At 71.5% G+C, this 22518-nt stretch carries 23 protein-coding genes and 1 tRNA gene; 6 read left to right on the top strand and 18 right to left on the bottom strand.

Annotated features, from left to right (window positions below):
- Nucleotides 1–33: 33 nt before the first annotated feature.
- The 3 genes from ACWC9T_RS00720 to ACWC9T_RS00710 form a co-directional block, all read right to left on the bottom strand.
- Nucleotides 34–1593 carry a hypothetical protein gene (locus ACWC9T_RS00720; protein ID WP_449818904.1) on the bottom strand — a complete coding sequence of 520 codons (1560 nt, stop codon included), beginning with the start codon at nt 1591–1593 and terminating at the stop codon, nt 34–36.
- A 73-nt stretch (nt 1594–1666) separates the two neighbouring features.
- Nucleotides 1667–3181 (bottom strand): GT4 family glycosyltransferase PelF, encoded by a 1515-nt coding sequence (pelF, locus tag ACWC9T_RS00715; protein WP_449818903.1) that lies wholly within the window; start codon nt 3179–3181, stop codon nt 1667–1669.
- Between the two features lie 114 nt (nt 3182–3295).
- Complete coding sequence (locus ACWC9T_RS00710) at nt 3296–5662, bottom strand: hypothetical protein (protein WP_449818902.1); 2367 nt, start codon at nt 5660–5662, stop codon at nt 3296–3298.
- Nucleotides 5663–6019: 357 nt separating this feature from the next.
- Here ACWC9T_RS00710 and ACWC9T_RS00705 point away from each other — a divergent pair, with 357 nt between their 5' ends.
- Nucleotides 6020–6967 (top strand): tyrosine-protein phosphatase, encoded by a 948-nt coding sequence (locus tag ACWC9T_RS00705; RefSeq protein ID WP_449818901.1) that lies wholly within the window; start codon nt 6020–6022, stop codon nt 6965–6967.
- A 9-nt stretch (nt 6968–6976) separates the two neighbouring features.
- Here the strand turns inward: ACWC9T_RS00705 and ACWC9T_RS00700 are convergent, their stop codons facing one another.
- The 8 genes from ACWC9T_RS00700 to ACWC9T_RS00665 form a co-directional block, all read right to left on the bottom strand.
- Nucleotides 6977–7897 carry an RNA polymerase sigma factor SigF gene (locus ACWC9T_RS00700; protein ID WP_449818900.1) on the bottom strand — a complete coding sequence of 307 codons (921 nt, stop codon included), beginning with the start codon at nt 7895–7897 and terminating at the stop codon, nt 6977–6979.
- Between the two features lie 145 nt (nt 7898–8042).
- A complete protein-coding gene (locus ACWC9T_RS00695) occupies nt 8043–8825 on the bottom strand; it encodes an RNA polymerase sigma factor SigF (RefSeq protein ID WP_449819024.1) in 783 nt (260 codons plus the stop codon).
- A 334-nt stretch (nt 8826–9159) separates the two neighbouring features.
- A complete protein-coding gene (locus tag ACWC9T_RS00690; RefSeq protein WP_449818899.1) occupies nt 9160–9453 on the bottom strand; it encodes a Dabb family protein in 294 nt (97 codons plus the stop codon).
- Nucleotides 9454–9545: 92 nt separating this feature from the next.
- On the bottom strand, nt 9546–9710 hold the full coding sequence (locus tag ACWC9T_RS00685) for a hypothetical protein (protein ID WP_387613602.1): 165 nt from the start codon (nt 9708–9710) through the stop codon (nt 9546–9548).
- Nucleotides 9711–10164: 454 nt separating this feature from the next.
- Nucleotides 10165–10251: transfer RNA gene (locus ACWC9T_RS00680), tRNA-Ser, on the bottom strand.
- A gap of 68 nt (nt 10252–10319) precedes the next feature.
- Entirely contained in the window at nt 10320–10847 is a 528-nt protein-coding gene (gene tadA, locus ACWC9T_RS00675) for a tRNA adenosine(34) deaminase TadA (protein ID WP_355668779.1), read from the bottom strand.
- Nucleotides 10848–10873: 26 nt separating this feature from the next.
- Nucleotides 10874–11431 carry a tRNA adenosine deaminase-associated protein gene (locus tag ACWC9T_RS00670; protein WP_449818898.1) on the bottom strand — a complete coding sequence of 186 codons (558 nt, stop codon included), beginning with the start codon at nt 11429–11431 and terminating at the stop codon, nt 10874–10876.
- Nucleotides 11432–11758: 327 nt separating this feature from the next.
- Nucleotides 11759–11992 carry a hypothetical protein gene (locus tag ACWC9T_RS00665; RefSeq protein WP_449818897.1) on the bottom strand — a complete coding sequence of 78 codons (234 nt, stop codon included), beginning with the start codon at nt 11990–11992 and terminating at the stop codon, nt 11759–11761.
- Nucleotides 11993–12155: 163 nt separating this feature from the next.
- Between ACWC9T_RS00665 and upp the strand changes: the two genes are divergently transcribed.
- Nucleotides 12156–12791, top strand: a complete 636-nt coding sequence (gene upp, locus ACWC9T_RS00660) for a uracil phosphoribosyltransferase (protein ID WP_350506235.1) — start codon at nt 12156–12158, stop codon at nt 12789–12791.
- A gap of 97 nt (nt 12792–12888) precedes the next feature.
- Here the strand turns inward: upp and ACWC9T_RS00655 are convergent, their stop codons facing one another.
- The 4 genes from ACWC9T_RS00655 to ACWC9T_RS00640 all read right to left on the bottom strand — a co-directional run bounded on the left by ACWC9T_RS00655 (nt 12889) and on the right by ACWC9T_RS00640 (nt 16477).
- On the bottom strand, nt 12889–13572 hold the full coding sequence (locus ACWC9T_RS00655) for a LytR C-terminal domain-containing protein (RefSeq protein ID WP_449819023.1): 684 nt from the start codon (nt 13570–13572) through the stop codon (nt 12889–12891).
- 280 nt (nt 13573–13852) lie between these two features.
- Nucleotides 13853–14149 (bottom strand): type II toxin-antitoxin system VapB family antitoxin, encoded by a 297-nt coding sequence (locus ACWC9T_RS00650; RefSeq protein WP_030273186.1) that lies wholly within the window; start codon nt 14147–14149, stop codon nt 13853–13855.
- Nucleotides 14150–14481: 332 nt separating this feature from the next.
- Complete coding sequence (locus ACWC9T_RS00645) at nt 14482–15648, bottom strand: hypothetical protein (protein ID WP_449818896.1); 1167 nt, start codon at nt 15646–15648, stop codon at nt 14482–14484.
- A 97-nt stretch (nt 15649–15745) separates the two neighbouring features.
- Nucleotides 15746–16477 carry a rhomboid family intramembrane serine protease gene (locus tag ACWC9T_RS00640; protein WP_449818895.1) on the bottom strand — a complete coding sequence of 244 codons (732 nt, stop codon included), beginning with the start codon at nt 16475–16477 and terminating at the stop codon, nt 15746–15748.
- 103 nt (nt 16478–16580) lie between these two features.
- Between ACWC9T_RS00640 and ACWC9T_RS00635 the strand changes: the two genes are divergently transcribed.
- Together ACWC9T_RS00635 and ACWC9T_RS00630 are read left to right on the top strand one after the other, a co-directional pair.
- Entirely contained in the window at nt 16581–17099 is a 519-nt protein-coding gene (locus ACWC9T_RS00635) for a YbhB/YbcL family Raf kinase inhibitor-like protein (RefSeq protein WP_449818894.1), read from the top strand.
- A 5-nt stretch (nt 17100–17104) separates the two neighbouring features.
- On the top strand, nt 17105–17965 hold the full coding sequence (locus tag ACWC9T_RS00630; protein ID WP_449818893.1) for a hypothetical protein: 861 nt from the start codon (nt 17105–17107) through the stop codon (nt 17963–17965).
- Here the strand turns inward: ACWC9T_RS00630 and ACWC9T_RS00625 are convergent.
- Nucleotides 17962–18930, bottom strand: coding sequence for a helix-turn-helix transcriptional regulator (locus ACWC9T_RS00625; RefSeq protein ID WP_449818892.1), 969 nt, complete (start codon nt 18928–18930; stop codon nt 17962–17964). The genes ACWC9T_RS00630 and ACWC9T_RS00625 overlap by 4 nt on opposite strands.
- Before the next feature lie 245 nt (nt 18931–19175).
- On the opposite strand from ACWC9T_RS00625, the gene ACWC9T_RS00620 reads away from it, so the two are divergent.
- Nucleotides 19176–20657, top strand: a complete 1482-nt coding sequence (locus ACWC9T_RS00620) for an MFS transporter (protein WP_449819022.1) — start codon at nt 19176–19178, stop codon at nt 20655–20657.
- 86 nt (nt 20658–20743) lie between these two features.
- Here ACWC9T_RS00620 and ACWC9T_RS00615 read toward each other — a convergent pair whose 3' ends face one another.
- Together ACWC9T_RS00615 and ACWC9T_RS00610 are read right to left on the bottom strand one after the other, a co-directional pair.
- A complete protein-coding gene (locus tag ACWC9T_RS00615) occupies nt 20744–21034 on the bottom strand; it encodes a DUF2087 domain-containing protein (RefSeq protein ID WP_449818891.1) in 291 nt (96 codons plus the stop codon).
- A gap of 68 nt (nt 21035–21102) precedes the next feature.
- The gene (locus tag ACWC9T_RS00610) at nt 21103–21744 is read right to left on the bottom strand and encodes an HhH-GPD-type base excision DNA repair protein (protein WP_449818890.1); all 642 of its coding nucleotides are present in this window, start codon (nt 21742–21744) and stop codon (nt 21103–21105) included.
- Between the two features lie 262 nt (nt 21745–22006).
- Between ACWC9T_RS00610 and ACWC9T_RS00605 the strand changes: the two genes are divergently transcribed.
- On the top strand, nt 22007–22354 hold the full coding sequence (locus ACWC9T_RS00605) for a DoxX family protein (RefSeq protein ID WP_449818889.1): 348 nt from the start codon (nt 22007–22009) through the stop codon (nt 22352–22354).
- The last annotated feature ends 164 nt before the right edge of the window (nt 22355–22518 follow it).

Below are 22518 nucleotides of genomic sequence, written 5' to 3'. Positions count from 1 at the left end.
GTTGAGGCTGGACCCTTCAGCGATGCTGAGGAGTCAGCGGTGTTGGGTGGTGCGGCCGAGCGCGGGCCCGGCGATGGCGGTGAGGACGAGTGCGGCCGCCCCGCAGCCGATCAGCTGCAGGACGATCGGGTCCGCACCGGTCAGCAGCCCGGCGCTCTCGGCGACCGCGGCGGCCAGACAGATGAGGGCGGTGCTCCAGCTGAACCCGAAGGCGTTCAGCAGCAGCGCCAGCCAGAGCGAGCCGCCCAGGAGCAGGATCGCGCCGAGCTGCGGCACACCGAGCGAGGGGGCGCCCGGCCACAGCACGGTCGCGGCTGCGTCCAGTGCGGCCACGGTGGTGAGGTAGATGAACAGGCAGCCGAGCAGGATCCCGCCGGTGCGGCGGGTGAACTGCCCGGTGGTGTGGCTGGTGCGCAGCGCGGCGACGGCCATCGCCCGGTAGCGGAACAGCAGCCACTCGGCGAGGCCGAGACTGAGCGTCAGCGCGATCATGGCCGGACCGGTGGGGGTGGTCTTCAGCTCGTGCACGGGGTGGCCGTGCAGGGTGTGGGCCGCGGTGTGCGCGGCGTGGGAGGAGGCGCGCACCGCCTGGTGGATGGTCTCGCCGAGGCCGGCGATCAGCGTCAGCGCGCCGCAGGCCAGGCCGAACAGGAGGTGGGGGACCTCCTGGCGGATCGGTAGCTTCAGCTCCACGCCGTCCCGCTCGCCGCCGCGGACGGCGACCAGCAGCTCCCGGACGGCCAGCCCGACGGCCAGCGCCAGCGAGGCCAGCAGCACCACCGTACGGACCAGCTGCGGGACGTCCGCCGCCAGCACCACGCCCGCGCCGACCGAGGCCGGGGCCAGCGCCGCCAGCAGGAACTTCTCCCGGCCGAGCACCAGCAGCACGGTGGCCGCGCCCAGGTAGAGCGACTGTCCGGCGGCGAACCACAGCGCGCCCAGCGGCCCGCCGACCAGGTACGCCGCGGCGGCGCCGAACAGCGCGCCGACCGGTGCCCCGGCGGCCAGGCAGACCGCGGCGTCCCGGCGGCGCAGCCGGCTCAGCCAGCGGTACGCGCGGTGCGCCAACGCCTGGTTGAAGCCCCAGCTGACCAGCGTGGCGATGGACAGCGCGAGCATGCCCGAGGGCAGCCCGAAGCGCATCCGGGCGGTCGCGAACAGGTTGGCGCCGAGCAGGTAGCCGAGCCCGGGCAGGGCGAACACCAGGCCGCGCACCACGCAGCGCCAGGGGTCGGCCCGCCAGGGGTTGGCGAACTCGGAGCTCGGGCCGGGGTAGCGGCGCTGGACCTTCTCGAACAGCTCCTCGGCGACGGTGAACGCGTCGGGCCGGCCGTACAGCAGGGCCGCCTGCTCGTCGGAGAGGCCGTCGGACTCCAGGAAGGCCGCGATCTCGTACGGGTGGACGGCGTCGGCGCAGATGTCGTGCAGGCGCTCGGCGAGCTCGTCCAGCGGGTCGGCGGAGAGGCCGAGCTGCTCCGCGGGTTCGGGCTCGACGGGCGGGGCGGGGCGGCGGCGCTTCAGCGGCAGGGTGCGCAACTGCATCGTCCGCTCGGCGCCGCCCTCGTCCGGAACCAGACGAATGGGACCGCTCACGCGCCCACCTCGCTACGCTCGGCAGCCGCTTCGCGGTACGCGCACCTGTCGATGGTTCGCTCACTTCGCTCGCTCACGCGCCCACCTCGCTCGGCCGGGGCTGGGCGGCGGCCAACTGCTGGTCCCAGTCGGGGCTGGGGACCTCGTCGGTGACGGCCACCACGCCGCCGGGCATCCAGCGGGCGGTGCCGAGGAGTTCGGTGTAGATGCCCCGGAAGCCGTCGATGTTCTGGCGGAGCGTGAACTGCTCGATGACCCGCAGCCGGGCGCCCTCGCCGAGCCGGGCGCGCCGTTCGGGGTCGCGCAGCAGCTCGATCGCGGCGGCCGCCATCGGCTCGGGCTCGCGCGGCGGGACGACCAGGCCGGTGTCCCCGACGGCCTCGCGCACCCCGCCGACGTCGGTCGAGACGGTCGCGCGGCCGCAGGACATCGCCTCGATCAGGGTGAACGGGAAGCCCTCGCTGATGCTGGAGAGCATCACCACGTTGCCCGCCGCGTACGCGTCGGTGATGTCGGCGACGCGGCCCTCGAAGGCCACCGAGTCGGCGATGCCGAGCTCGGCGGCCAGGGCTATGCAGCCGTCCCGGTACGCCTCGCCGCCCTTGGGAGTGCCCCCGAAGAGCCGCAGCCGCGCCTCGGGGATCTCACGGTGGACGATGGCGAAGGCCCGGATCAGCGTCTCCAGGTCCTTGATCGGGTCGACCCGGCCGGCCCAGCTGAGGGTCGGCGTCTCGGGCTCGGGACCGGCCGGGGGGAAGGCGGCCGGGTCCACCCCGTTGTAGACGGTGCGGATGTGCGCGGACGGCGTGCCGCCGCGCTCCTCCCAGCGCCGGTTGTACCGGTTGCCGGGGGTGACCAGCGCGGCCTGCCGGTAGCTCTCCTCGGCGAGCATCCGGTAGAAGCCGAGCAGCAGCGCCTTGACCGGCCAGCGGTACGGGCCGGTGCGGTAGCCGAGGTAGCGCTCGCGCAGGTAGATGCCGTGCTCGGTGAGCAGAAACGGTACGCCGAACTGCTGGGCGGCGATCAGCCCGGGCAGGGTGGCCAGACCGCCGCTGGCCGCGTGGGCGACGCCGTCGGTGGGCGGGTTGACCGAGAGCGGCCGCAGGGCGTGCTCCAGCAGGTCGGTGGCGTTCAGCGCGTCGTGCAGGGTGGGTCGGGAGACGGCGGTGGGCAGGTAGTCGCGGGTCCACACGTGCTGGAGGGTGCGCAGGGCGCGCTCGCTGCGCAGCGCGGGGCTGAGCAGCCCGCGCCGGGCGAGGTCGGCGAAGCCGTACAGCTCCGTCCCGAAGTGCGTGGTGTAGACCGGGTCGAGGATGGAGTGGAGGAAGCGCTCGTACGCGTTGAGGAAGCGCCGCATCTCCTTGCCGCGCGGCGGCCGGGCCTCCGAGGCCGGGCCCCACAGCGGTGCGGTGGTGACCGACCGCACGTTGGCGGGCAGTTCCCAGGCCAGTGGCTCCTGACCGGTTCCGGTGACGGCGATGACGTCGAAGTCGACGTCCGGCATGCCCTGAACGAGCTGGTCGCACCAGACGCTCACGCCGCCGTGCTGGTGCGGATACGTCCCCTCGGTGAGCAGGGTGACGCGCATCTCCTGTCCCCCCTCCTGTTCTTGCGTCGGTTGTCCGGCCTGGGTGGCCGGAGCGGGAGCCGTGGCGGGGCCGGGCCGGTTGCCCGGCCCGACCCCGTCAGCGGGTGGTACGGGTTACCGGTTGCCGGAGCGCCGGTTGGTGCTGCCGTGCGAGGCCGTCCCCCCAGAGGCCTTGCCGGACTTGTCGCCCTGGCCGTTGTCGCCGTTCGAGCGGGCGCCGTCGCCGTTGGCGACGCCCTTGCCGGGCACCGGGGTTCCGCTGCCGGGGACGAGCGACTTGGCAGCGGGCTTGCGGGTGGTGTCGCTCGGGCCCACCGGGACCGGGGTGGCGACACCCTGCGGCACGACCTTCTTGTCCGCCGGGGCCGGGGCCGGGACGGACTTGGCCGCGACGCTCGGCGCCACGGCGGCCGGGGCGGCCGGGGCGCTGCCGGAGGGGAGCTGCAGGATGACGCTGCTCTGCAGGGCGCCCGGGGACACCCAACCGGAGAGCGTACCGGCGTAGGCCGAACCGAAGGCGGTCGAACCGATGGCCAGCTTCTGAGCAGTTCCGGTCGGCATGGTGGCCTGGATCTGAACACCGGCCGGCGCGCTGACCGTGACGCTGTTGCCGACCTTGTACGCCGTCACCTGGCCGGAGGCGAGAGCCGCGTTCCAGGCTGCGCGACGCTGGAACTCCAGGCCGATCTCCCGCTCGCTGAGGTTCACGATCGGGGTGTTGTCGGCGTGCAGCGAGCGGTAGGTGCCGAGGATCTTCTCCAGCACCGGGTACGCGATCCGGCCCTCGGAGAGGTTCGACTGGTGGATGAAGTGCGGCCGCGGGTCGTTGCTCAGCACGTGGCCGAGGTCGATCCGGGCCTCCAGCGGCACGATGTACGACTGGTAGCCGGTGGTGGTGTCCAGCGGCTTGGGCAGGCAGGTGGAGTTGGCGTTGTTCTCGCAGACGCCGCTGCCGCCGTTGGCCTTGCTGGTGTAGATCCAGTTGTACTCGTCGGCCTCCTCCTGCGCCGTGCCGGCGTTGTAGAAGACGTTCATCGGGTAGCGCGGCACGGTCAGCGTGGACGAGCCGACGGGCCGCTGGGCGGACTCGCGGGAGGCGTCACTGCCGGTGAACTTGATGCCGTTGGCGGCCAGTGCCTGCGCCAGGTTCGGGTTGTCGCTGGTCTCCTGCGGCGCGGTCAGCAGGCCGGAGTGCTCGCCGGTGACGAGCACCTGCGGGTCGACCTTGAGGCCGTTCGTCGCGGCCCAGTCGAAGTTGTTCTTGATCTGGGTGGAGATGGTGTTCTGGTCGACCCAGACGGTGTTGCCCGAGGCGTCCTTGGTGCAGCGCCAGGGCACCACGCTGACGTCCTGGACGCAGCCCAGGTACGGGTGGCTGTAGGTGTGGTTGACCCAGCGGTAGCTGTTCTGGTCGGAGATCATCTGGCTGGCGGTCGGGTCCACCGTGGTCTGGTGGTCGGCCTTCCAGTCCTCGCTGCCGTTGCCGTTGAACAGCATGTCGAGGGTGAAGTTGTTGGTGGCCTCCCACTGCTTGGCGTACTGCGCGTCGGCCTGGGTCATCCGGATCGGGTTGGTCGTGTCCGGGGTGCCGGGCGGGCAGGTGACGTCGCCGGGGGTGCACTTGAGCACCGTGTCCCAGCGGTCGTCGGCCAGGAAGACGTCGTCGATGTGGGTGGCGAAGTAGTTCCGGTCGTAGCCGAGGTGGACGCCCTGGGTGATCCAGTCGACCATGCCGCGGGCCAGCAGGCGGTACTGCTGCTGGTACTGGTTGTAGACGAAGGTGACGACCAGTTCCTTGCGGCCGTCGTGGGTGTACTCGCCGACCAGCGAGCCGCGGGTGGTCGAGTTGGGTATCGGTGCGTCGACCAGCGGGACGAAGGAGGCCCCGGACGGCAGATTGGCGAGCGGGGTCGCCAGGTAGCCGTAGCTCTCACTGACGGTCGGGTCGTTGTCCTCGAACGGCACGTTGCCCTTGAGGTACCCGAACGGGCCCGAAGTTCCGGCCGTGGTGGTGGCGGCCTGGAATCCGTCGAGGGTGCCGACGAAACCGGGATTCTGCGCGTAGTTCAGACCAACGGCCGGGCTGGCCCAGGTGTACGCGTCAATCTGCCGCACGTTGAAAGCGGCTTCGTACGTCGCGATCGCCGTCATCTCGGCGGCACTGTTGGGGAAGGGGTTTTCGTTGGGCAGCACGATGCCCTGGTACTTCCCCCGCGGCAACCCGTTCACCGTGTCGCTCAGGAAAGCCGAGTCGATGACGGGGCGGTTGGGGTCATTGAGGCTGACGACCTTGTACGGCGTCCCCTGGCTCTTCAGCTCGGCGGTGATCGCCGCGACGGACGGACCCCCGTCATCGATGACCAGGACGGTGAGGTCGATCCTGGGCGGCGTGGTGTCGCCGTGGGCCAGGGTGGTCTGCAGGCCGCTGGCCAGCAGAACTGCCGCTGCGCAAGCGGCAACTCTTCGGGTCGCTCGACCCATGGTTGATCCTCCCCTTGGGGCTGGCGCAGCGCTGCTCTGCGCTCGCCCGCCCGTGTAGCTGTTCGCGGGCAGCAGGCTGCCCGGCGCCCATCCTGGTCGAGGGTCGGCGGTGCGAGGGACCAATTGGGCGAGAGTGCAGCGAACCTGTTACCAACGTTCATGGCGAAGCCATGGAGGCGCTGATTGTGACCGTAACCGGACCGCCCGCGCAAATAATGAATTGAAAATGAAAAAACGGAAGCCGAGCGCTACACCTGGTTACCGAGTGTGCGGCTCAGGTGGTTCTGCAGGACACCTACACTGTCGTCAGTTGCGCATGACACTCTCGCACATCTTGCCGGTCTGACGGGCAGGTTCATGCAATATCGGGCACCGCTGTGCCATGTGACAGTCCGAATATGCAATGGAGGCGCGCGGGTGGCCGATCAGCAGATCGAGTCCGAGCGAATCGGAGACATGTGGAATGCGCTCCCGGAGCGAGGTGGAACGGAGCTCGTCGGGCGCAGTCTCGGCCTGCGCGGGGCGGTCAACGCCCGGGATCTGGGTGGATATCGGACGGCTGACGGACGGTCGGTGCGCGCTGGTGTGGCCCTGCGCAGTGATGGCCTGAACCATGTCACCGCCGAGGACCTCGGTCCGCTGGGCGCGCTGGGCCTGCGCGGGGTGGTGGACCTGCGCAGTTCCGAGGAGGTCCGCGAAGCCGGCCCGGATCGTCTGCCGGACAGCGTCACCCTGCATCATCTTCCACTCTTGGCAGTGGACTTCGACATTCACGGGACGTTGCGCAGCGCGCTGGCCGACCGCAGTGCGCGCAAGCAGCGCGCCCTGCTCGGCGGCGGTCGGGCGGCCGTCATGATGACCGGCCTCTACCGCTGGTTCGTCACCGACGCGCAGGCCCGCGAGCGCTTCGCCGCCCTGCTGCGGCTGCTGGCCGCGCCGGACGGGGTGCCGCTGCTGTTCCACTGCTCGGCGGGCAAGGACCGCACCGGCTGGGCCGCCGCGGTGGTGCTGACCGCCCTGGGCGTGGACCGCGAGACCGTGCTCGCCGACTACCTGCTCACCAACGAGCGCTCGGCCCCGGTGGTGACGAGGGTGCTGGACGACTTCGGCAGCCGCGGCCTGATGCGCGAGCCCGATCTCCTCCTGCCGGTCTTCCGGGCCGACCGCGCCTATCTGGACGCGGCATTCGCGGAGGTCGAGGCCAGCTGGAGTGGCTTCGACGCGTTCTGGCGGGAGGGGCTCGGGCTGGACGACGACGTGCTGGCCGGACTGCGCGCCAACCTGCTGGACGGCGACGGGAGGTGAGCGGGCTGATCAGCCCTCGCTGATCAGCCCCTCGCGGAGCTGGGTGAGCGTCCTGGTGAGCAGCCGGGAGACGTGCATCTGGGAGATGCCGATCTCCTCGCCGATCTGCGACTGGGTGAGGTTGCCGAAGAAGCGCAGCATGATGATCCGGCGCTCGCGCGGCGGCAGCTTGGCCAGCAGCGGCTTGAGCGACTCCCGGTACTCCACGCCCTCCAGCGCGAGGTCCTCGTAGCCGAGCCGCTCGGCCAGTGGCCCCTCGCTGTCCTCCTCGCTGGGGCTGGAGTCCAGCGAGCTCGCGGTGTAGGCGTTGCCCACCGCGAGGCCCTCGACCACGTCCTCCTCGCTGACCCCCAGGCAGACGGCCAACTCGGCGACGGTGGGGGAGCGGTCCAGCCGCTGGGACAGCTCGTCCCCGGCCTTGGTGAGCGCCAGCCGCAGCTCCTGGAGCCGCCGGGGCACCCGGACCGACCAGCTGGTGTCCCGGAAGAAGCGCTTGATCTCGCCGACCACGGTCGGCATCGCGAAGGTGGGGAACTCCACCCCGCGCTCCGGGTCGAAGCGGTCGATCGCCTTGATCAGGCCGATGGTGCCGACCTGGACGATGTCCTCCATCGGCTCGTTGCGGCTGCGGAAACGCGCCGAGGCGTACCGGACCAGCGGCAGGTTGAGCTCGATCAGGGTGTCGCGGACGTAGGTGTGCTCCTCGCTGCCCGGTTCCAGCGCGGCGAGCCGCAGGAACAGCGAGCGGGAGAGCGTCCGGGTGTCCAGCCCGGAGCCGGGCGGCGTCTCGGGCGGAGCGCCGGCGCCGGGGGTCTCGGGGACGGGCTTTTCGAGGGACCTGGCCCGCTGCTGCGGGATCCGGTCCTCGGCGACCGCCGTGCCCTTGGCCTGACCAGCGTGGATCTCCGCAGTGCCCAGCTCTCCGGACATGCACCCACCCCCTTGTGACTGACAGTTGAACGGGGGCCGACACGCGGAGGTTCCCGGCGAGGGCCCAACCCCCTCCATACCGGAACACGGTGCACGGCAAACCCGAACGTCGCAAGATGTCACGCCGAGGTAACGCGCTGCAATCTCAATTTTCCCAGGAGTTGCCGGTGCGAAGCCTCGTCAGGATCCGCGAGAGCAGCCGGGAGACGTGCATCTGGGACATCCCCAACTCGGTGCTGATCTGCGACTGGGTGAGGTTGGCGAAGAACCGCAGCATCACGATCCGCCGTTCCCGTTCGGGGAGCTGGACCAGCAGGTGGCGGACCATGTCGCGGTGTTCGACCTCGGCCAGCGCGGAGTCCTCGTATCCCAGCCGGTCCAGTAGGGCGAGCCCGCCCTCGTGCTCCTGGGCGGCCTCCAGGGAGGCCGCGTTGTAGGCCCGTCCGGCGTCCAGGCAGGCCCGGACGTCCTCCTCGGGGATCCGCAGGCTGGCGGCGATCTCGGGCACCTTGGGGGCCCGGCCGTGCAGCACCGTCAGCTCCTCCATGGCGCCGCTGACCTGGACCCACAGCTCCTGGAGCCGGCGCGGGACGTGCATGGTGCGGACGTTGTCCCGGAAGTAGCGCTTGATCTCGCCCAGGATGGTCGGTAGCGCGTAGGTGGGGAACTGGACGCCGCGGCTGGGGTCGAAGCGGTCGATCGCGTTGATCAGGCCGATGGTGCCGACCTGGACGACGTCCTCCATCGGCTCGCTGCGGCTGCGGAAGCGGGTGGCCGCGTAGCGGACCAGCGGGATGTTCACCTCGATCAGGGCGGCCCGGACCCGCTCCCGCTCGGGGGCGTCCGGGGGCAGCTCGGTGAGCCGCTCGAACAGCACCCGGGTCAGCGTCCGGACGTCCACGGCGGGCCGGCCGCCGGTGCCGCGCAGCCCGTCCGGGCGGAGCTCGCCAGCCGGGCTGATGATCGCAGCCAGCACCTCGTCCACGGACACGTCACCCCTCCCAAAGTCGACAACGGCGGGCCCTGCGGATCGGGTGTCGCGGCTGGTTCACCACCTCGCCATGTCCGGCAAAACCGGTCATAGCATCACAAGGTGGGCGCAGGTCGGGCAAGCACCCGATGGAGGTGTGTTGGTGGGGCGTTCGGCCTTCACCGGCCCCGCGGGCGAAGCGCCGCAAGGATCGTTCCCGGACAGATCAAGACGCCCCGCCCGGGGGCAGGGCGGGGCGGGGCGGTCCGTCCGGGGGACGGGCCGGCGGGGATCAGACCTCGATGTCGGCGATCACCCAGGTGGCGAACTCGCGCCACTGGCCCGCGGCGGCCTGGTGGGCCGGGTGGGTCAGGTAGGCCTGCAGGGTCTCGCGGTTCTCCACCAGGCTGTTGATCGCGTAGTCGTACGCGATGTCGCGCTCGGTGGTGTTCCAGCCGCACTCCCACTCGCGCAGCTCGGGGATCAGCGAGCCGAGCTCATCGAACGCCTTGGCGCCGGCGAGCACGCGCTCTTCGTCCTTGGCGACGCCTTCATTGAGCTTGAACAGGACCAGATGCCGGATCACGATTGCCGCTCCTCGCGGACGGGGGTAGAGGGTCCCGCCCACGGTATCGGGTGCCGGGGTTGTCGCGGGCCGTCCGGCAGTCGGGCGGACCGCTACTTGATCAGGCCGGTCATGAAGGTGCCGACCGCCTTGGCCGCATTGGAGATGCCCTCGAAGCCGAGCTGGACCAGTTCGGCGGAGCGGGCGGGCGAGGTGATGATCGAGTAGAGCACGAAGATGAGCAGGAGGATCATGCCGATCTTCTTCGCCTGCGCCATCGTGACCTTCCTCCCTGCGGTGGGCCGCCGCCATTCGGGTCCCCGAACGGCCCTGCAGGGCAGCTTATCCACCGGACGGGCTATCAAGTGTGCGACGCGTTCGTCCGGCGGGACGAAGGTCCTCGCGAGGGGGGCCTTTCTCCGGGTGCCCGGACGAGGGCCGGGCGGCAGGATGGATGACGTACCGAGGATCTGGCAGGAATCTCCGGTGCGTGGATCCGGAGCTCCCCGCTGTGGGGCCGGACGCCGCGGCTTCCCCCCGACGCGGCGCCGGTTGTGGGACTCCGCCGGGGGAGCGGTCAGTCCCCCGAGCCGCTCCCCCTCCCCTTCCAGGCTCCGTACGGGCCGGGCAGCGGTGGTTGTTAGCCCGGAGGCGCGGAGCCCTTTCCGCGTTCGAGGGTGCGCGGAAACGCCGAGGGCCCGTCCGGATCGGACGGGCCCTCGGGCTTTCCAGCGGTAGCGGTGGGATTCGAACCCACGGTGGAGTTGCCCCCACACACGCTTTCGAGGCGTGCTCCTTTGGCCGCTCGGACACGCTACCGAGGGGAACTCTACCGGACGGGTGGCGCGGTCACGAAATCCGTATCGGGAAGGCCGTCACCGGGGGCCTCAGCGATGGGTGTCGAAGAAGGCGCGCAGCTGCTCGCCGCACTCCTCGGCGAGGACGCCCCAGATCACCTCGGGGCGGTGGTTGAGCCGGCGGTCGCGCATCACGTCGAAGAGGGAGCCGGCCGCGCCGGCCTTCTCGTCGAGGGCGCCGTAGACCACCCGGTCGATCCGGGACAGCACGATGGCGCCGGCGCACATCGTGCAGGGCTCCAGGGTGACCACCAGGGTGCAGCCGCTCAGCCGCCATTCCCCGGTCTTCTCGGCCGCCTGCCGGATCGCCACCACCTCGGCGTGCGCGGTCGGGTCGCCGACCGCCTCGCGCTCGTTGTGGCCGCGGCCGATCACCTCGCCGTCCGGGCCCAGGACGAGCGCCCCGACCGGGACGTCCCCGGTGGCCGGCGCCAGGGCGGCCTCGGCGATGGCGAGGCGCATCGGCGCCGCCCAGCGGTCACGGACCGGGTCGGGGCGGACGGGGGCGGGCAGCGGGGGGATGTGCGGGACGGTCAGCGGGGTGGATGCGGGCTGCATGGCATCCAGTGTCGGGCATCGGTCCGCTACCGGACCGCCTCCAGGACCTCGCCGCAGCCCAGGGCCTCGGCGATCTCCTCCAGGGCGTCGCCCGGCACCGCGCCCTCGCCGCTGAGGGCGAGCAGTTCCTCGGAGGCCAGGCCGAACTCGGTGAGCAGGTGGGCGTCGCCGAGCGGGCCGACCGGGACGCCGCCGCGGGCGTCCGCGTCCTCGTCGTCCTGGTCCTGCGCTTCCTCGGCCTCGTCCAGCAGGTGGTCCAGGTCTCCGAACTCGCTCTCGCCGGCCTGGTCGACCAGCTCGTCGGTGAGGACGGAGCCGTAGGAGCTGCGGGCGGCGGCGGCACCGTCCGACACGAAGATCCGCGGGTCCTCCTCACCGTCCACCCGGACGATGGCGAACCAGGCGTCCTCCTGTTCGATGAAGATCAGGACGCTGTCGTCGTCCTGCGCGGAGTCGCGGGCCAGGTCGGTCAGATCGGCCAGGGTTTCGACATCGTCGAGTTCCGTCTCGCTTACATCCCACCCGTCCTCGGTGCGAGCAAGCACTGCAGCGAAGTACGCCACCAGGGACACTCCCAAGATCATCGGTCTCGGCTGTCGGCGCGCTCGGGCAACGCGGAAATCTGGCCGCCCCCGCGCCAGAGGCGGTCCGCTTGTTCGGACCGTCCCATCGGAATCGTGACAGAAAGCCCGCCCTTGCGGGGGGTGTTCGGCAGCGCGTCTTTGCAGGTCGTGTCGGAAGGACCGGGTGGCGGACGGCGGAGTCGGGCCGGGACGGTCCGACACCGGTCGAAATTTGGTCCGAACGCCCGTTGGGGTCGGGTCGGGCCGACTCGGCTGCTGTCGCGGACCGGCATCCGAGCCGGCCCCGGATCCGGGTCAGGCCAGCGTCAGGCCGACATCAGGCCTGCGTCAGATCCGGAATGTTCGCATCCGCATCGCTTCGCGCATCCGCCGTTCCTTGGTCCGACGGGGCTGGACCCGCTCCCTCAGCTCGCGGGCCTCGGCGAGCTCGCGCAGGAAGACGGCCCGCCGCCTGCGGCGCTCCGTCTCGGTCTCGGGAGGGTCGTGCGGCGGGCCGGCGCCAAGGGCCGACCCGACGGGCTCGTCCGCCGAGCCGTCCCCGGCTTTCGGGTTGCTCGTCATAAGACACGACATTCCCAGAACGGGCGGGTTGATACCACAGCAGCCGGTTCCGTCCGGACGTTCGCGGTACGTCGCGGTGTGTCACGGCACCGTGACGCCGGTCGGCGGGAAGCCGTGGCACGGCGTGTCGTACAGGCGTCCAGGACCGGGCTAACCTCGATACATGCGTCTCCACGTCGTCGACCACCCCCTGGTCGCCCACAAGCTCTCCACCCTGCGCGACGAGCGCACCGACTCGCCGACCTTCCGTCGCCTGACCGACGAGCTGGTGACCCTCCTCGCCTACGAGGCCACCCGGGACGTCCGCACCGACGAGGTGGAGATCACCACGCCCGTGGCGGTCACCCTCGGTACCCGGCTCAGCTACCCGCGTCCGCTGGTCGTGCCGATCCTGCGGGCCGGCCTCGGCATGCTGGACGGGATGACCCGCCTGCTGCCCACCGCCGAGGTGGGCTTCCTCGGCATGGTGCGCAACGAGGAGACCCTGGAGGCCTCCACGTACGCCACCCGGATGCCCGACGACCTCTCCGGTCGCCAGGTCTACGTGCTCGACCCGATGCTGGCCACCGGCGGCACCCTGGTCGCCGCGATCAAGATGCTGATCGAGCGCGGCGCCACCGACGTCACCGCCGTGGTGCTGCTGGCCGCGCCGGAGGGCGTCGAGGTGATGCGCCGCGAGCTGGCCGACCTGCCGGTCACCGTGGTCACCGCCGCCCTGGACGAGCGGCTGAACGAGAACGGCTACATCGTCCCCGGCCTCGGCGACGCGGGCGACCGGCTGTACGGCACCGCGGGCTGAGTCCCCTTCTCCGTGCGGCTGATTCGACGCACGACTCCGAACGACCGAGAGCCCCCGGCACTGCGTCTGCCGGGGGCTCTTCCGTGTCCGTCGGGCGTCAGCAGCTGCCGGTGGCGCTCGGGGTGGGGGAGGGCTTGACGGCCAGGGCGAGGGCGGCGGCCGCCTGGGTCTCGTCCAGCAGGGCGTTGTAGCTGTCGCCGATCACGAAGTCCACGCTGGCGTCGGTGCGGGCGTCGGCGGTGACGGTGGCCCCGGCGATCTGCGAGCCCACCAGGGTGCCGGCCCCGGCACCGGACGGGCCGGCGATCACCTGGGCGGTGCCGGGCACCTTCTTGTCCAGCTCGGCCGGGGCGTTGCCGACCTTGCCGATGACGAAGCCGCGCTTCTTGAACTCCTCGGCGGTCCGCCCGGCCAGGCCGGCCTTGGTGGTGGCGTTGTAGATGTTCACCGTGACCGCCGTGGCCTGCGGGATGGTGTGCGGGTCGCCGCCCGGCGCGGCCGGGGCGCCGGAGGCCGCCGGGGTGCCCGGGGTGGCACCCGCCGTCGGGGCGGCCAGCGCCTTGCCGGACGGGCTCGCGCAGGCCTGTGCGGAGGTGTGCTTGTCCCTGCCGCTGAAGATGTCGTAGAGCTGCACGCCGCCGAGGGCGATCAGGGCCAGCGCGAGCAGGCCGGCGAGCGCCGCGATGACCTTGCGGCTCTTCTTCGGGGGCCGGCCCAGCCGTGGGTAGGCGTTGCCGGTGATGCGGTACTGCTTCCCCTTGAGACCTTGGGGAGTCAACATGCTCACGGTTTGTCTCCCCCTCGTGCCAGGGCGGGGTCGGGATGACGGGCGGGCCGGGTAGAGGTGTCCCCCAGGTGCGGGCGGATCCCCTGGTCGCGGCCGTAGTCAGCAGATTAGTGCCGTACGGCTGTGAAGGTACTAAACGATCATCATCTGGAGCACTCCAGTACCCGAAAGGGGGTACCCGGGTACGCGTGGACCGCCCTCCGCCGGTTGGCGAGGGGGCGGTCCGTGAAGCCTGTGTGGATGTCCTGGGCGGGTGTCCCGAGGTGGGGCGCCGTCAGTCCATTTCGAGGACGCGGGCGTGCAGCACCTGGCGCTGTTGCAGCGCGGCCCGTACGGCCCGGTGTAGCCCGTCCTCCAGGTAGAGGTCGCCGTGCCACTTCACCACGTGGGCGAAGAGGTCCCCGTAGAAGGTCGAGTCCTCGGCCAGCAGGGTTTCCAGGTCGAGTTGGCCCTTGGTGGTCACCAGCTGGTCGAGCCGCACCGGACGTGGGGCGACGTCAGCCCACTGGCGGGTGCTCGTCCGGCCGTGATCCGGGTACGGCCGCCCATTGCCGATGCGCTTGAAGATCACACGGAAAGCCTACCGTTTGGGCGGCGGATGGCGCAGCAGCCGCGGCACCGCCACGCGCACGGGTGTGAGCCGCGGATGGACGAATGCGGCTGTTTGGTGGGAAATGTCGCGAACATCGGTCCGGTTTCGATCGGGTTCCGGTCCTGAATCCGAAGCGTTCCGGTCCCGCGTCCCGATCCGCCCAGGAGGGTGCACCGATGTCCTCCACCCTCGCCCCGTCGGGCGAGCGCACCGGCTCGCGTGCCGCCGAGGTCGGGCAGCAGCGGACGCCGCAGGGCTGCCCGGCCGAGGGACGTCCAGGCGGCGGCGGTGAGCCCCCATCCGGAGGGCCGTCAGCCGGAGAGCGCGGCGCCGATCCGGTCGAGCGAGGACAGCCGCATCAGGCCGTAGTTGTAGAACTCGACCTCGGGGACGCCGAGTTCGCGCAGGGTGGCGATCTTGGCGGCGAGGTTCTCCGGGCCGTCGCAGTCCGAGGCCATCGGGCGCAGGATCACCGCCATCCGCTGCGGGCGGACGCCGTGCAGGGCGAAGGCGGCGAGCTTCTCCCGGACGGCCTCCGGGGTCCTGGCGTAGCCGAGGGTCTCGATCTGGTCGGTGGCCTCGGCGAGGGCGGGCAGGTCGATGCCGGACAGCCAGCCCTTGCCGGGGCCGCCGCCGTCCATGAAGCTCAGCCGCATGCCGTGCCGGCGGGCCTGCTCGGTGAGGTCGGCGGCGAGGGCGGTGACGGTGGTGGCGGAGGCGTCCACGTAGGCGGCGAAGGCGCCGTCGGCGAGGGCGCTCAGGTCGGCGGGCTCGGCGGCGGCCTCCTGGTCGGCCAGCCGGCGGCGCAGCTCGGTCCGTACCGCCCCGGCGACCTGCTCGGCCGGGACACCGGAGCGGGTGGCGGCGGCGCGGCAGTGCGGGCAGAAGCAGACGCCGAGCAGGGCCTCGGCGGTCGGGCCCAACTCCTCGAAGTAGCGCTCGTGGTGGTAGCCGTGGCGCAGGCCGTGGAAGTGCAGGGACTCGGCGCGGATCGCGTCCACGCCGTACCGGGCCAGTTCGGCGACCAGGGTCAGTGCGTACTCGCGGACCTCCGGGGCGGCCGGGCAGAGCTCGGTGAGGTGGCGGTCGCCGAAGGCGTTGGCCGGGGCGCAGTCGGGATGGGCGAAGCCGAGCCGGTCGTTGTGGCAGAACACCGTCCAGGCGTGCAGCTTCAGGTCGCGCCGACCGGCCTCGGCGGCGGCCTCGGCGAAGGGGTCGCGGTCGCCGATCGCGGTGGACGGGACGGGCGCCAGGCGGCGGCCCCGCCAGCGGGCCGGGTCGGGGCGGAAGTAGGCCGCGCCCGGCTCCAGGTAGCGGATCACCCGGCGAGGGTTGTGCGGGAAGACGTCGCGCGCCTCGTGGTAGACCGAGGCCAGGGTGACGCCGCCGACCCCGGCGCGGTCGGTGAGGTTGCCGAAGAAGATGTCGGTGCCCTCGTCGAGCAGGTCGGTGGCGAAGGCGAGGACGGACGACTCCACGGTGCGGCTCCGGAGCTGGGGGGCGGATGCGCTGTTCACGCTAGCCGCGGGAGCTGGGAATGGTCTATACCTAGCTCGCCGGGCTCCCCTGGTGGGCCTACAGGCCGAGGTCGTCGAGCTCCTTGAGCAGGGCGGCGTTGGGGCTGCTCGGGTCGGTGGCGGGCTTGGCGTTGGACCTGGCCTTGGCCTTGGCGTTGGACCTGGGGTCGGCGACCGGGCGCGGGGCGCGGTTGCGGAAGATCCAGGCGCCGGCGAGGCCGCCGACCAGGCCGCCCAGGTGGGCCGACCAGCTGATGCCCGGGGCGACGCCGGGCAGGGCGCTGGTGACCATGTAGGCGTAGGAGGCGCCGAGCACCACGCCGATCAGGGTGTCGATCGGGTTGCGGTCGAAGATCCCGCGCAGCACCACGTAGCCGAAGTAGCCGAACACCACGCCGCTGGCGCCGGCGCCGATCCGGTTCGGGCTGTCGAAGACCCAGGAGGTCAACTCGCTGGTCAGGGCGACCAGCAGGGTCAGGCCGAGGAACTTCTTGACCCCGCGGTAGGCCGCCAGGAAGCCGAAGACGAACAGCGGGCCGGAGTTGGCCTCCAGGTGGGCCCAGTTCCAGTGCAGGAACGGCGCGGTGACGATGTTCGGCAGTCGGCCCAGGTCCTGCGGGATGATCCCGAAGCGCTTGCCGAGTTCGTAGTCGTCCATCCAGTTCACCAACTGGATCAGCCAGATCGCTGCCAGCACCCCGACCATGGTGAAGAGCGCCCGCCGGGCGTCCGCGATCATCTGGACGGGGTCGAGCGTGCTAGCCGTGCTGCTGCGGTGTTCCGAGGCCATGACCTCGACTTTAGGGGCGGCGGAATCGGACGTGCACCCCATTACAGTGATTCGAGACGGTCAGTCCGTGGCCGTCACGGGCCCGTTGAGAGGTGACCACCCCATGAGTGTTCGTCCGCCGCTGCCTTACGAGTTCCTGCCGCAGGTGCCGTCCTTCCCGCTGAGCAGCCAGGACATCACCGAAGGCGCCACGCTGGGCAAGGAGTTCATCTACGCCGGCGGCAACCTCTCGCCGCAGCTGGCCTGGTCGGGCCTGCCCGAGGCCACCAAGAGCATCGCGGTCACCTGCTACGACCCCGACGCCCCGACCGGCTCCGGCTGGTGGCACTGGCTCGCCCTCAACCTGCCCGCCGACACCACTGAACTGCCGCGCGGCGCCGGTTCGTCGGACGAGAGCCTGCCGGGTGCCGCCTCCTTCCACGGGCGCAACGACTTCCCGGGCAACAAGTACGACGGCGCCGCCCCGCCGCCCGGCGCCCCGCACCGGTACGTGTTCGCGGTACACGCGCTGGACGTGGAGAAGCTCGACGTCACCGCCGACACCCCGCCGGCCCAGGTGGGCTTCAACCTGACCTTCCACACGCTGGGGCGGGCGCTGCTGACGGGCGAGTACGGGGTCTGAGCACCTTGGCGCCCGAACGTCCGGTCGAGGTCTGGCGACTGCCCGAGGAGGATCGGCGGGCGGGCCGCCGGGCCCCGGCCTGGACGGTCGGGCCGGGCGGGGAGCTGCTGGTTCTGCTGACGGTCGGCCTGGAACCGCAGCCGCCCTACGACGCCAGTCTGGTGACCGTTGCGCGGGGCGGCGAGCAGCGGCTCGATCTGCCGCAGGTCTCCCTCCACCGCCCGATGTACCTCGGCCTGCTGCCGGGCGGTCGGCCGCTGGTGGTGGACGGCCGGGCGGAGGAGTCGTCGGACGGCTGGGAGCGCAACGGCCTGGTGTTCGCGCCGGACGGTCGGCTGATCCGGAAGCTTCAGCTCGGCGACGACATCCAGGCACTGGTGACCGACCGGGACGGCCGGATCTGGCTGGCCTTCGGCGATGAGGGCTGCTACGGCGACAACCCGCTCGCCCGGCACGGCCTGTTGGGGCTGGACGACGCCGGGCGGACCGTCTGGGAGCCGGACTCCGAGCAGCTGCCCGGTGATCCGCTGGAGGGCCTGGCCGCCGCCACCGAGGGGCGGCGGGTGTGGCTGGCCTGGTACGGGGATCGCACCTTCCTCACCGCCGTCGATCCGGGCGGTGCGTCGTCCACCGGCATGCGGCTCCCGGCCCGGCAGCCGGTCGGCATCGCGGTCGTCGAGGACCGGGCCGTCTTCCTGCAGCCCGACGGCGAGCTGGTCCGGTGCGCACTGGAGGGCAAGCAGTGGCGGGAGGTCAGCCGGGATCGGCTGGACCTGCCAGGGGAGTTGGACCGACACCATGCGTACGGGCGGGACGGTGTGCTCTGGTTCCGCTGTGGGAACGGGTGGTACCGGGTCGCGGTCTAGCTCCCTTTTCCCACCGCCAGGTTGGCACGTTCCGCGAGGATGCGCAGGTGCTCGCGCAGCTCCGGCGGCTCGTGCACCTCGAAGGCGCAGTCCAGCATCAGCAGCCCCGCCGCCAGCCACCTCAGGGAGTCCGCCCGGGAGCGCAGGCGGCAGCTGTGGTCGTCGATCGGTTCGATCTCGTAGTCCCCGGTCCAGGGCATCCAGCCGTCGACCTCGGTGGCGGACCGGTGGACGGTGGCCACCATGGTGTGCGTCGGCGACTGGCCGCGCAGCCTGCTCGCCACGAACACGGCGGCGTCCTCGGCGGGGAGCGGGCGCGGGGTGAATCGGACGCCGGTGGCGAAGGGTTCGCTCAGCCGGTCGATCCGGAAGAGCCGCCAGTCCTCGCGGTCCAGGTCGTAGCCGATCAGGTACCAGCGGCGACCGGTCGAGACGAGGCGCTCGGGTTCGACGTTGCGTCGGGTCTCGGCGCCGTCGCGGGCCCGGTAGGCGAAGCGCAGCCGCTCCCGGGCGGTGACGGCGCGGGCGAGCACGGTGAGGTCCTCCGGGTCGACGGTCGGGCCGTCCCCGGCGAGCAGCGGCACGGTGGCGGTGTTGAGGGTGCCGACCCGGTGCCGCAGTCGGCCGGGCAACACCTGGAGCAGCTTGCCGAGGGCCCGTACCGAGGCCTCCTCGATGCCGACCACCGCGTGTCCGGCGGCCGCGCGGAGCCCGACCGCGATGGCCACCGCCTCCTCGTCGTCCAGCAGCAGCGGTGGCATCGCGGTGCCTGCCACCAGCCGGTAGCCGCCGTCCGCGCCCATGGTGGCCTGCACCGGGTAGCCGAGGTCGCGCAGCCGGTCGATGTCGCGCCGGATGGTGCGGGGGCTGACGCCGAGCCGTTCGGCGAGTTCGCTGCCGGGCCACTCGCGGGGGGTCTGCAGCAGGGACAGCAGGTTCAGCAGTCGGGCCGGCGTGTCGCTCATGCGCCCGCCTCGCTTCGCTCGACAGGGGCATTCGCCCGCGCGCACCCTTGATTGATTCGCTCGCTGCGCTCGCTCATGCGCCCGCCTCGCTTCGCTCGGCAGGGGCATTCGCCCGCGCGCACCCTTGATTGATTCGATCAGTTCGCTCGCTCATGCCGTCCAGCATGCCGGATGAACTGGGACAGGTTCTGACCTACATGGCCGTTACCGTCGTGGACGTGCAGCAGACGAGCGAGGAGTACGCAATGACCACGGCGGGAACCGACCGGCGGAGGTGGATCGCGCTGGCGATCGTGATGGTCGCCTCCTTCATGGACCTGGTGGACGTGACCATCGTCAACATCGCCATTCCGAGCATCCAGCAGGACACCGGCGCCTCGTTCGGCGCCATCCAGTGGGTTACCGGCGGCTATGCGCTGGCCTTCGCGATCGGCCTGATCACCGGCGGCCGACTGGGTGACATCCACGGCCGTAAGCGGCTGTTCCTGATCGGGATCGGCGGCTTCACCCTGGCCTCCGCGCTGTGCGGGCTGGCCTCCGGCCCCGAGATGCTGGTCGGGATGCGGCTGCTGCAGGGCGGTACGGCGGCGTTGATGGTGCCGCAGGTGCTGTCGATCATCCACGCGACCTTCCCGGCGGAGGAGCGCGGCAAGGTGTTCGGTATGTTCGGCGCGGTGGTCGGGCTGGGCGCGGTCTCCGGTCCGATGATCGGCGCGCTGCTCACCGAGTGGGACCTGCTGGGCCTGGCCTGGCGGCCGATCTTCCTGATCAACCTGCCGGTCGGCATCGCCGGACTGCTGCTCGGCCGCCGCTTCATCGACGAGTCCAAGGCCGAGCACGCGCTGAAGCTGGACCTGGTCGGCGTGGCGCTGGCCAGCCTCGGCCTGCTGATGCTGATCTACCCGCTGACCCACGGCCGGGAGGCTGGCTGGCCGCTCTGGGGCTATGCGTCGATGGCCGGGAGCCTGCCGGTGTTCGTGCTGTTCGTGGTGTACGAGAAGGCCAAGACCCGGCGGGACGGTTCGCCGCTGGTGGAGCTGTCGCTGTTCCGGGTGAAGAGCTTCGCGGCCGGGATCTGCGTGCAGCTGGCCTTCGGCGTGGCGCTCGGCATCTTCTTCCTGGTCTGGACGCTCTACATGCAGGTCGGACTGGGCTGGAGCCCGCTCAAGGCCGGGGCGACCGGCATCCCGTTCTCGCTCGCGGTCTCCACGGCGGCCGGGCTGTCGGTGCAGAAGCTGGTGCCGCGGTTCGGGCGGAAGGTGCTCCAGGCGGGCGCGCTGGTGATGGCGGCGGGCGTGCTCACCTACATCTGGGAGGCGGACCGGTACGGGACGTCGATCGCGCCCTGGCAGATGGCGTTGCCGCTGGTGGTGATGGGCCTCGGGATGGGGCTGATCGTCGCTCCGATCACCGACGCGGTGCTGTCCGAGGTGCCGCGCCGGCACGCCGGGTCGGCCTCGGGTCTGATCAACACCGTGCAGCAGGTGGGCAACGCGCTCGGGCTCGGGCTGGTGTCGGTGGCCTTCTTCGGGGCGATGGACGACGTGGTCGCGCCGGACGCGGTCGGGGCGGCCTTCGGCGGGGCGTTCACCAACGCGCTGTGGTGGGTCGCCGGGGTGCTGCTGGTGGTGTTCCTGCTGATGTTCGCGCTGCCGCGCAAGCGGGCGGCGGGGGTCGTCGCCGCGGCCGAGGACGCGGCGCAGGAGCGGGAGACCGCACTGGTCTGACCTGGTTCCTGACGTGGTTCCCGGCGAGGGCCTCGGTCGCGCTCCTGCGGCCGGGGCCCTCGGTGCACCGCGGGCCGGGCCGCCCGCTACGGGTGTCCGGGTGCCGGGACCCGCTGGTAGCTGCTGCCGTCCCTGGGGCGGGCCAGGTGGCCTGCCTCGACCAGGTCGCGGCGCAGGGCGGGGGCGTTGTCGTGCACGGTGTGCAGGGCGTCGTTGACCTCGGCCTCGGTGTAGTTGCGGCCCGGCTCGAACAGGGTCCCGGCGAGATGGGCCAGCAGCTGCTCCCGGCGGACCGCCTTGCGGGGGACGGCGGTCAGGCGCCCATCGGGGGTGAAGAGCGCGGACACGCCGTGGCGTGGGGAGGTGGATGCGGTCATGCCGGAAGCGTCGCCCGGTGGGGCGGGGCCGGGCAAGCGGTTTTCGGCGTCGTCGTCCTGCGGCCGGCTCAGCAGGTGCCGGTCGCGGCCGCGGCGGTCGTCCGGGACGTGGTGCGGGGCTTGGCGGCGGCCTTCGCCTCCTTCGCGGCGCGCTTCAGCTCCTGCTTGAACTCCCTTACCAGGGTGAGGGATTCGGGGCCGGTGATGTCGGCGACCGAGCGGTACGCGCCCTCCTCGCCGTACGCACCGGCCGCCTCGCGCCAGCCCTCGGGCCGCACGCCGTACTGCTTGCCGAGCAGGGCCAGGAAGATCTGCGACTTCTGCTTGCCGAAGCCGGGGAGGGCGTTGAGGCGGCTGAGCAGCTCCTTGCCGGTGCGGGCGTCCTTCCACAGCGCGGCGGCATTGCCGTCGTACTGCGCGACGAGGAACTGGCACAGCTGCTGCACCCGTTTGGCCATCGCGGCCGGGTAGCGGTGGACGGCCGGCTTCGCGGAGAGGAGGGCGACGAACTCCTCCGGGTTGTAGGTGGCGATCTCGTGGGCGTCGAGGTCGTCCCGGCCGAGGCGCTGGGCGATGGTCAGCGGGCCGGTGAACGCCCATTCCATAGGCACCTGTTGGTCCAGCAGCATGCCGACGAGCGCGGCGAGCGCACTCCGTCCGAGCAGTTCGTCGGCCTCGGGCTGCTGGGCGAGCCGGACGGTGACGTTCATGGGGTTTGCCCTCCTCGGAGTTGACGTCGGGTCGGCGCCCAGTCTTATGGACGCGGCGTGGGCGGACGCCGTCAACACGCCCGCATCTGGGGAAGTCTTGGAGTCCCGGCCTTGCCAGGCTTGCATAGTTCGTTGGCGGAATGGTTGCTGGGGCCCTTCGTAGGGAGCGCGGAAAAATTTTTGTCCGCGCCTGTCACACCCGCGACGCGTGCCGGGTCAGTGCTGTGTCCGACCGACCAGCCACTGAAATGGGGAGCACACAATGTCCGTCGCCTACACCATCGTCACCGTCCTCGGCGCCCTCATGGTCGGCTTCTCGGCCTACTCCGTCTTCGCCAAGGCCGAGTACGTCGTGGGCCCCCTGGCCGAGTACGGCGTCCCGCGCGCCTGGTGGACCTGGCTCGGCATCGCCAAGGCCGCTGGCGCCCTCGGCCTCCTGGTCGGCCTCGCCGTTCCGGCCCTCGGCTACGCCGCCGCCGTCGGCATCATCCTCTACTTCCTCGGCGCCGTCATCACCGTCGCCCGCGCCCGCGCCTACGCCCACATCCCCTTCCCGCTGATCTACATGGCGCCGGCCGTCGCCTCCCTCGTCCTGGGGTTCGCGGCCTGACCGGGGTCGACTGCGGCAGGGGCGGACCACTTCGGTGGTCCGTCCCTGCCGTGGTGCTTCCGTGGGGAGTTGGGGGCGATCGCGGTGGTGCGGGTTGGGGTGGGGCGTGCGTCGGAGGGGGTGTGCGCTCGGCTGATCGGGTGGTTGCGGTGGGGTGAGTGTGG

It is taken from the genome of Kitasatospora sp. NPDC001159 (genome assembly GCF_053598235.1).
The sequence above is the reverse complement of the archived record's forward strand: the minus strand, read 5'-3'. Positions and strand labels throughout refer to the sequence as shown.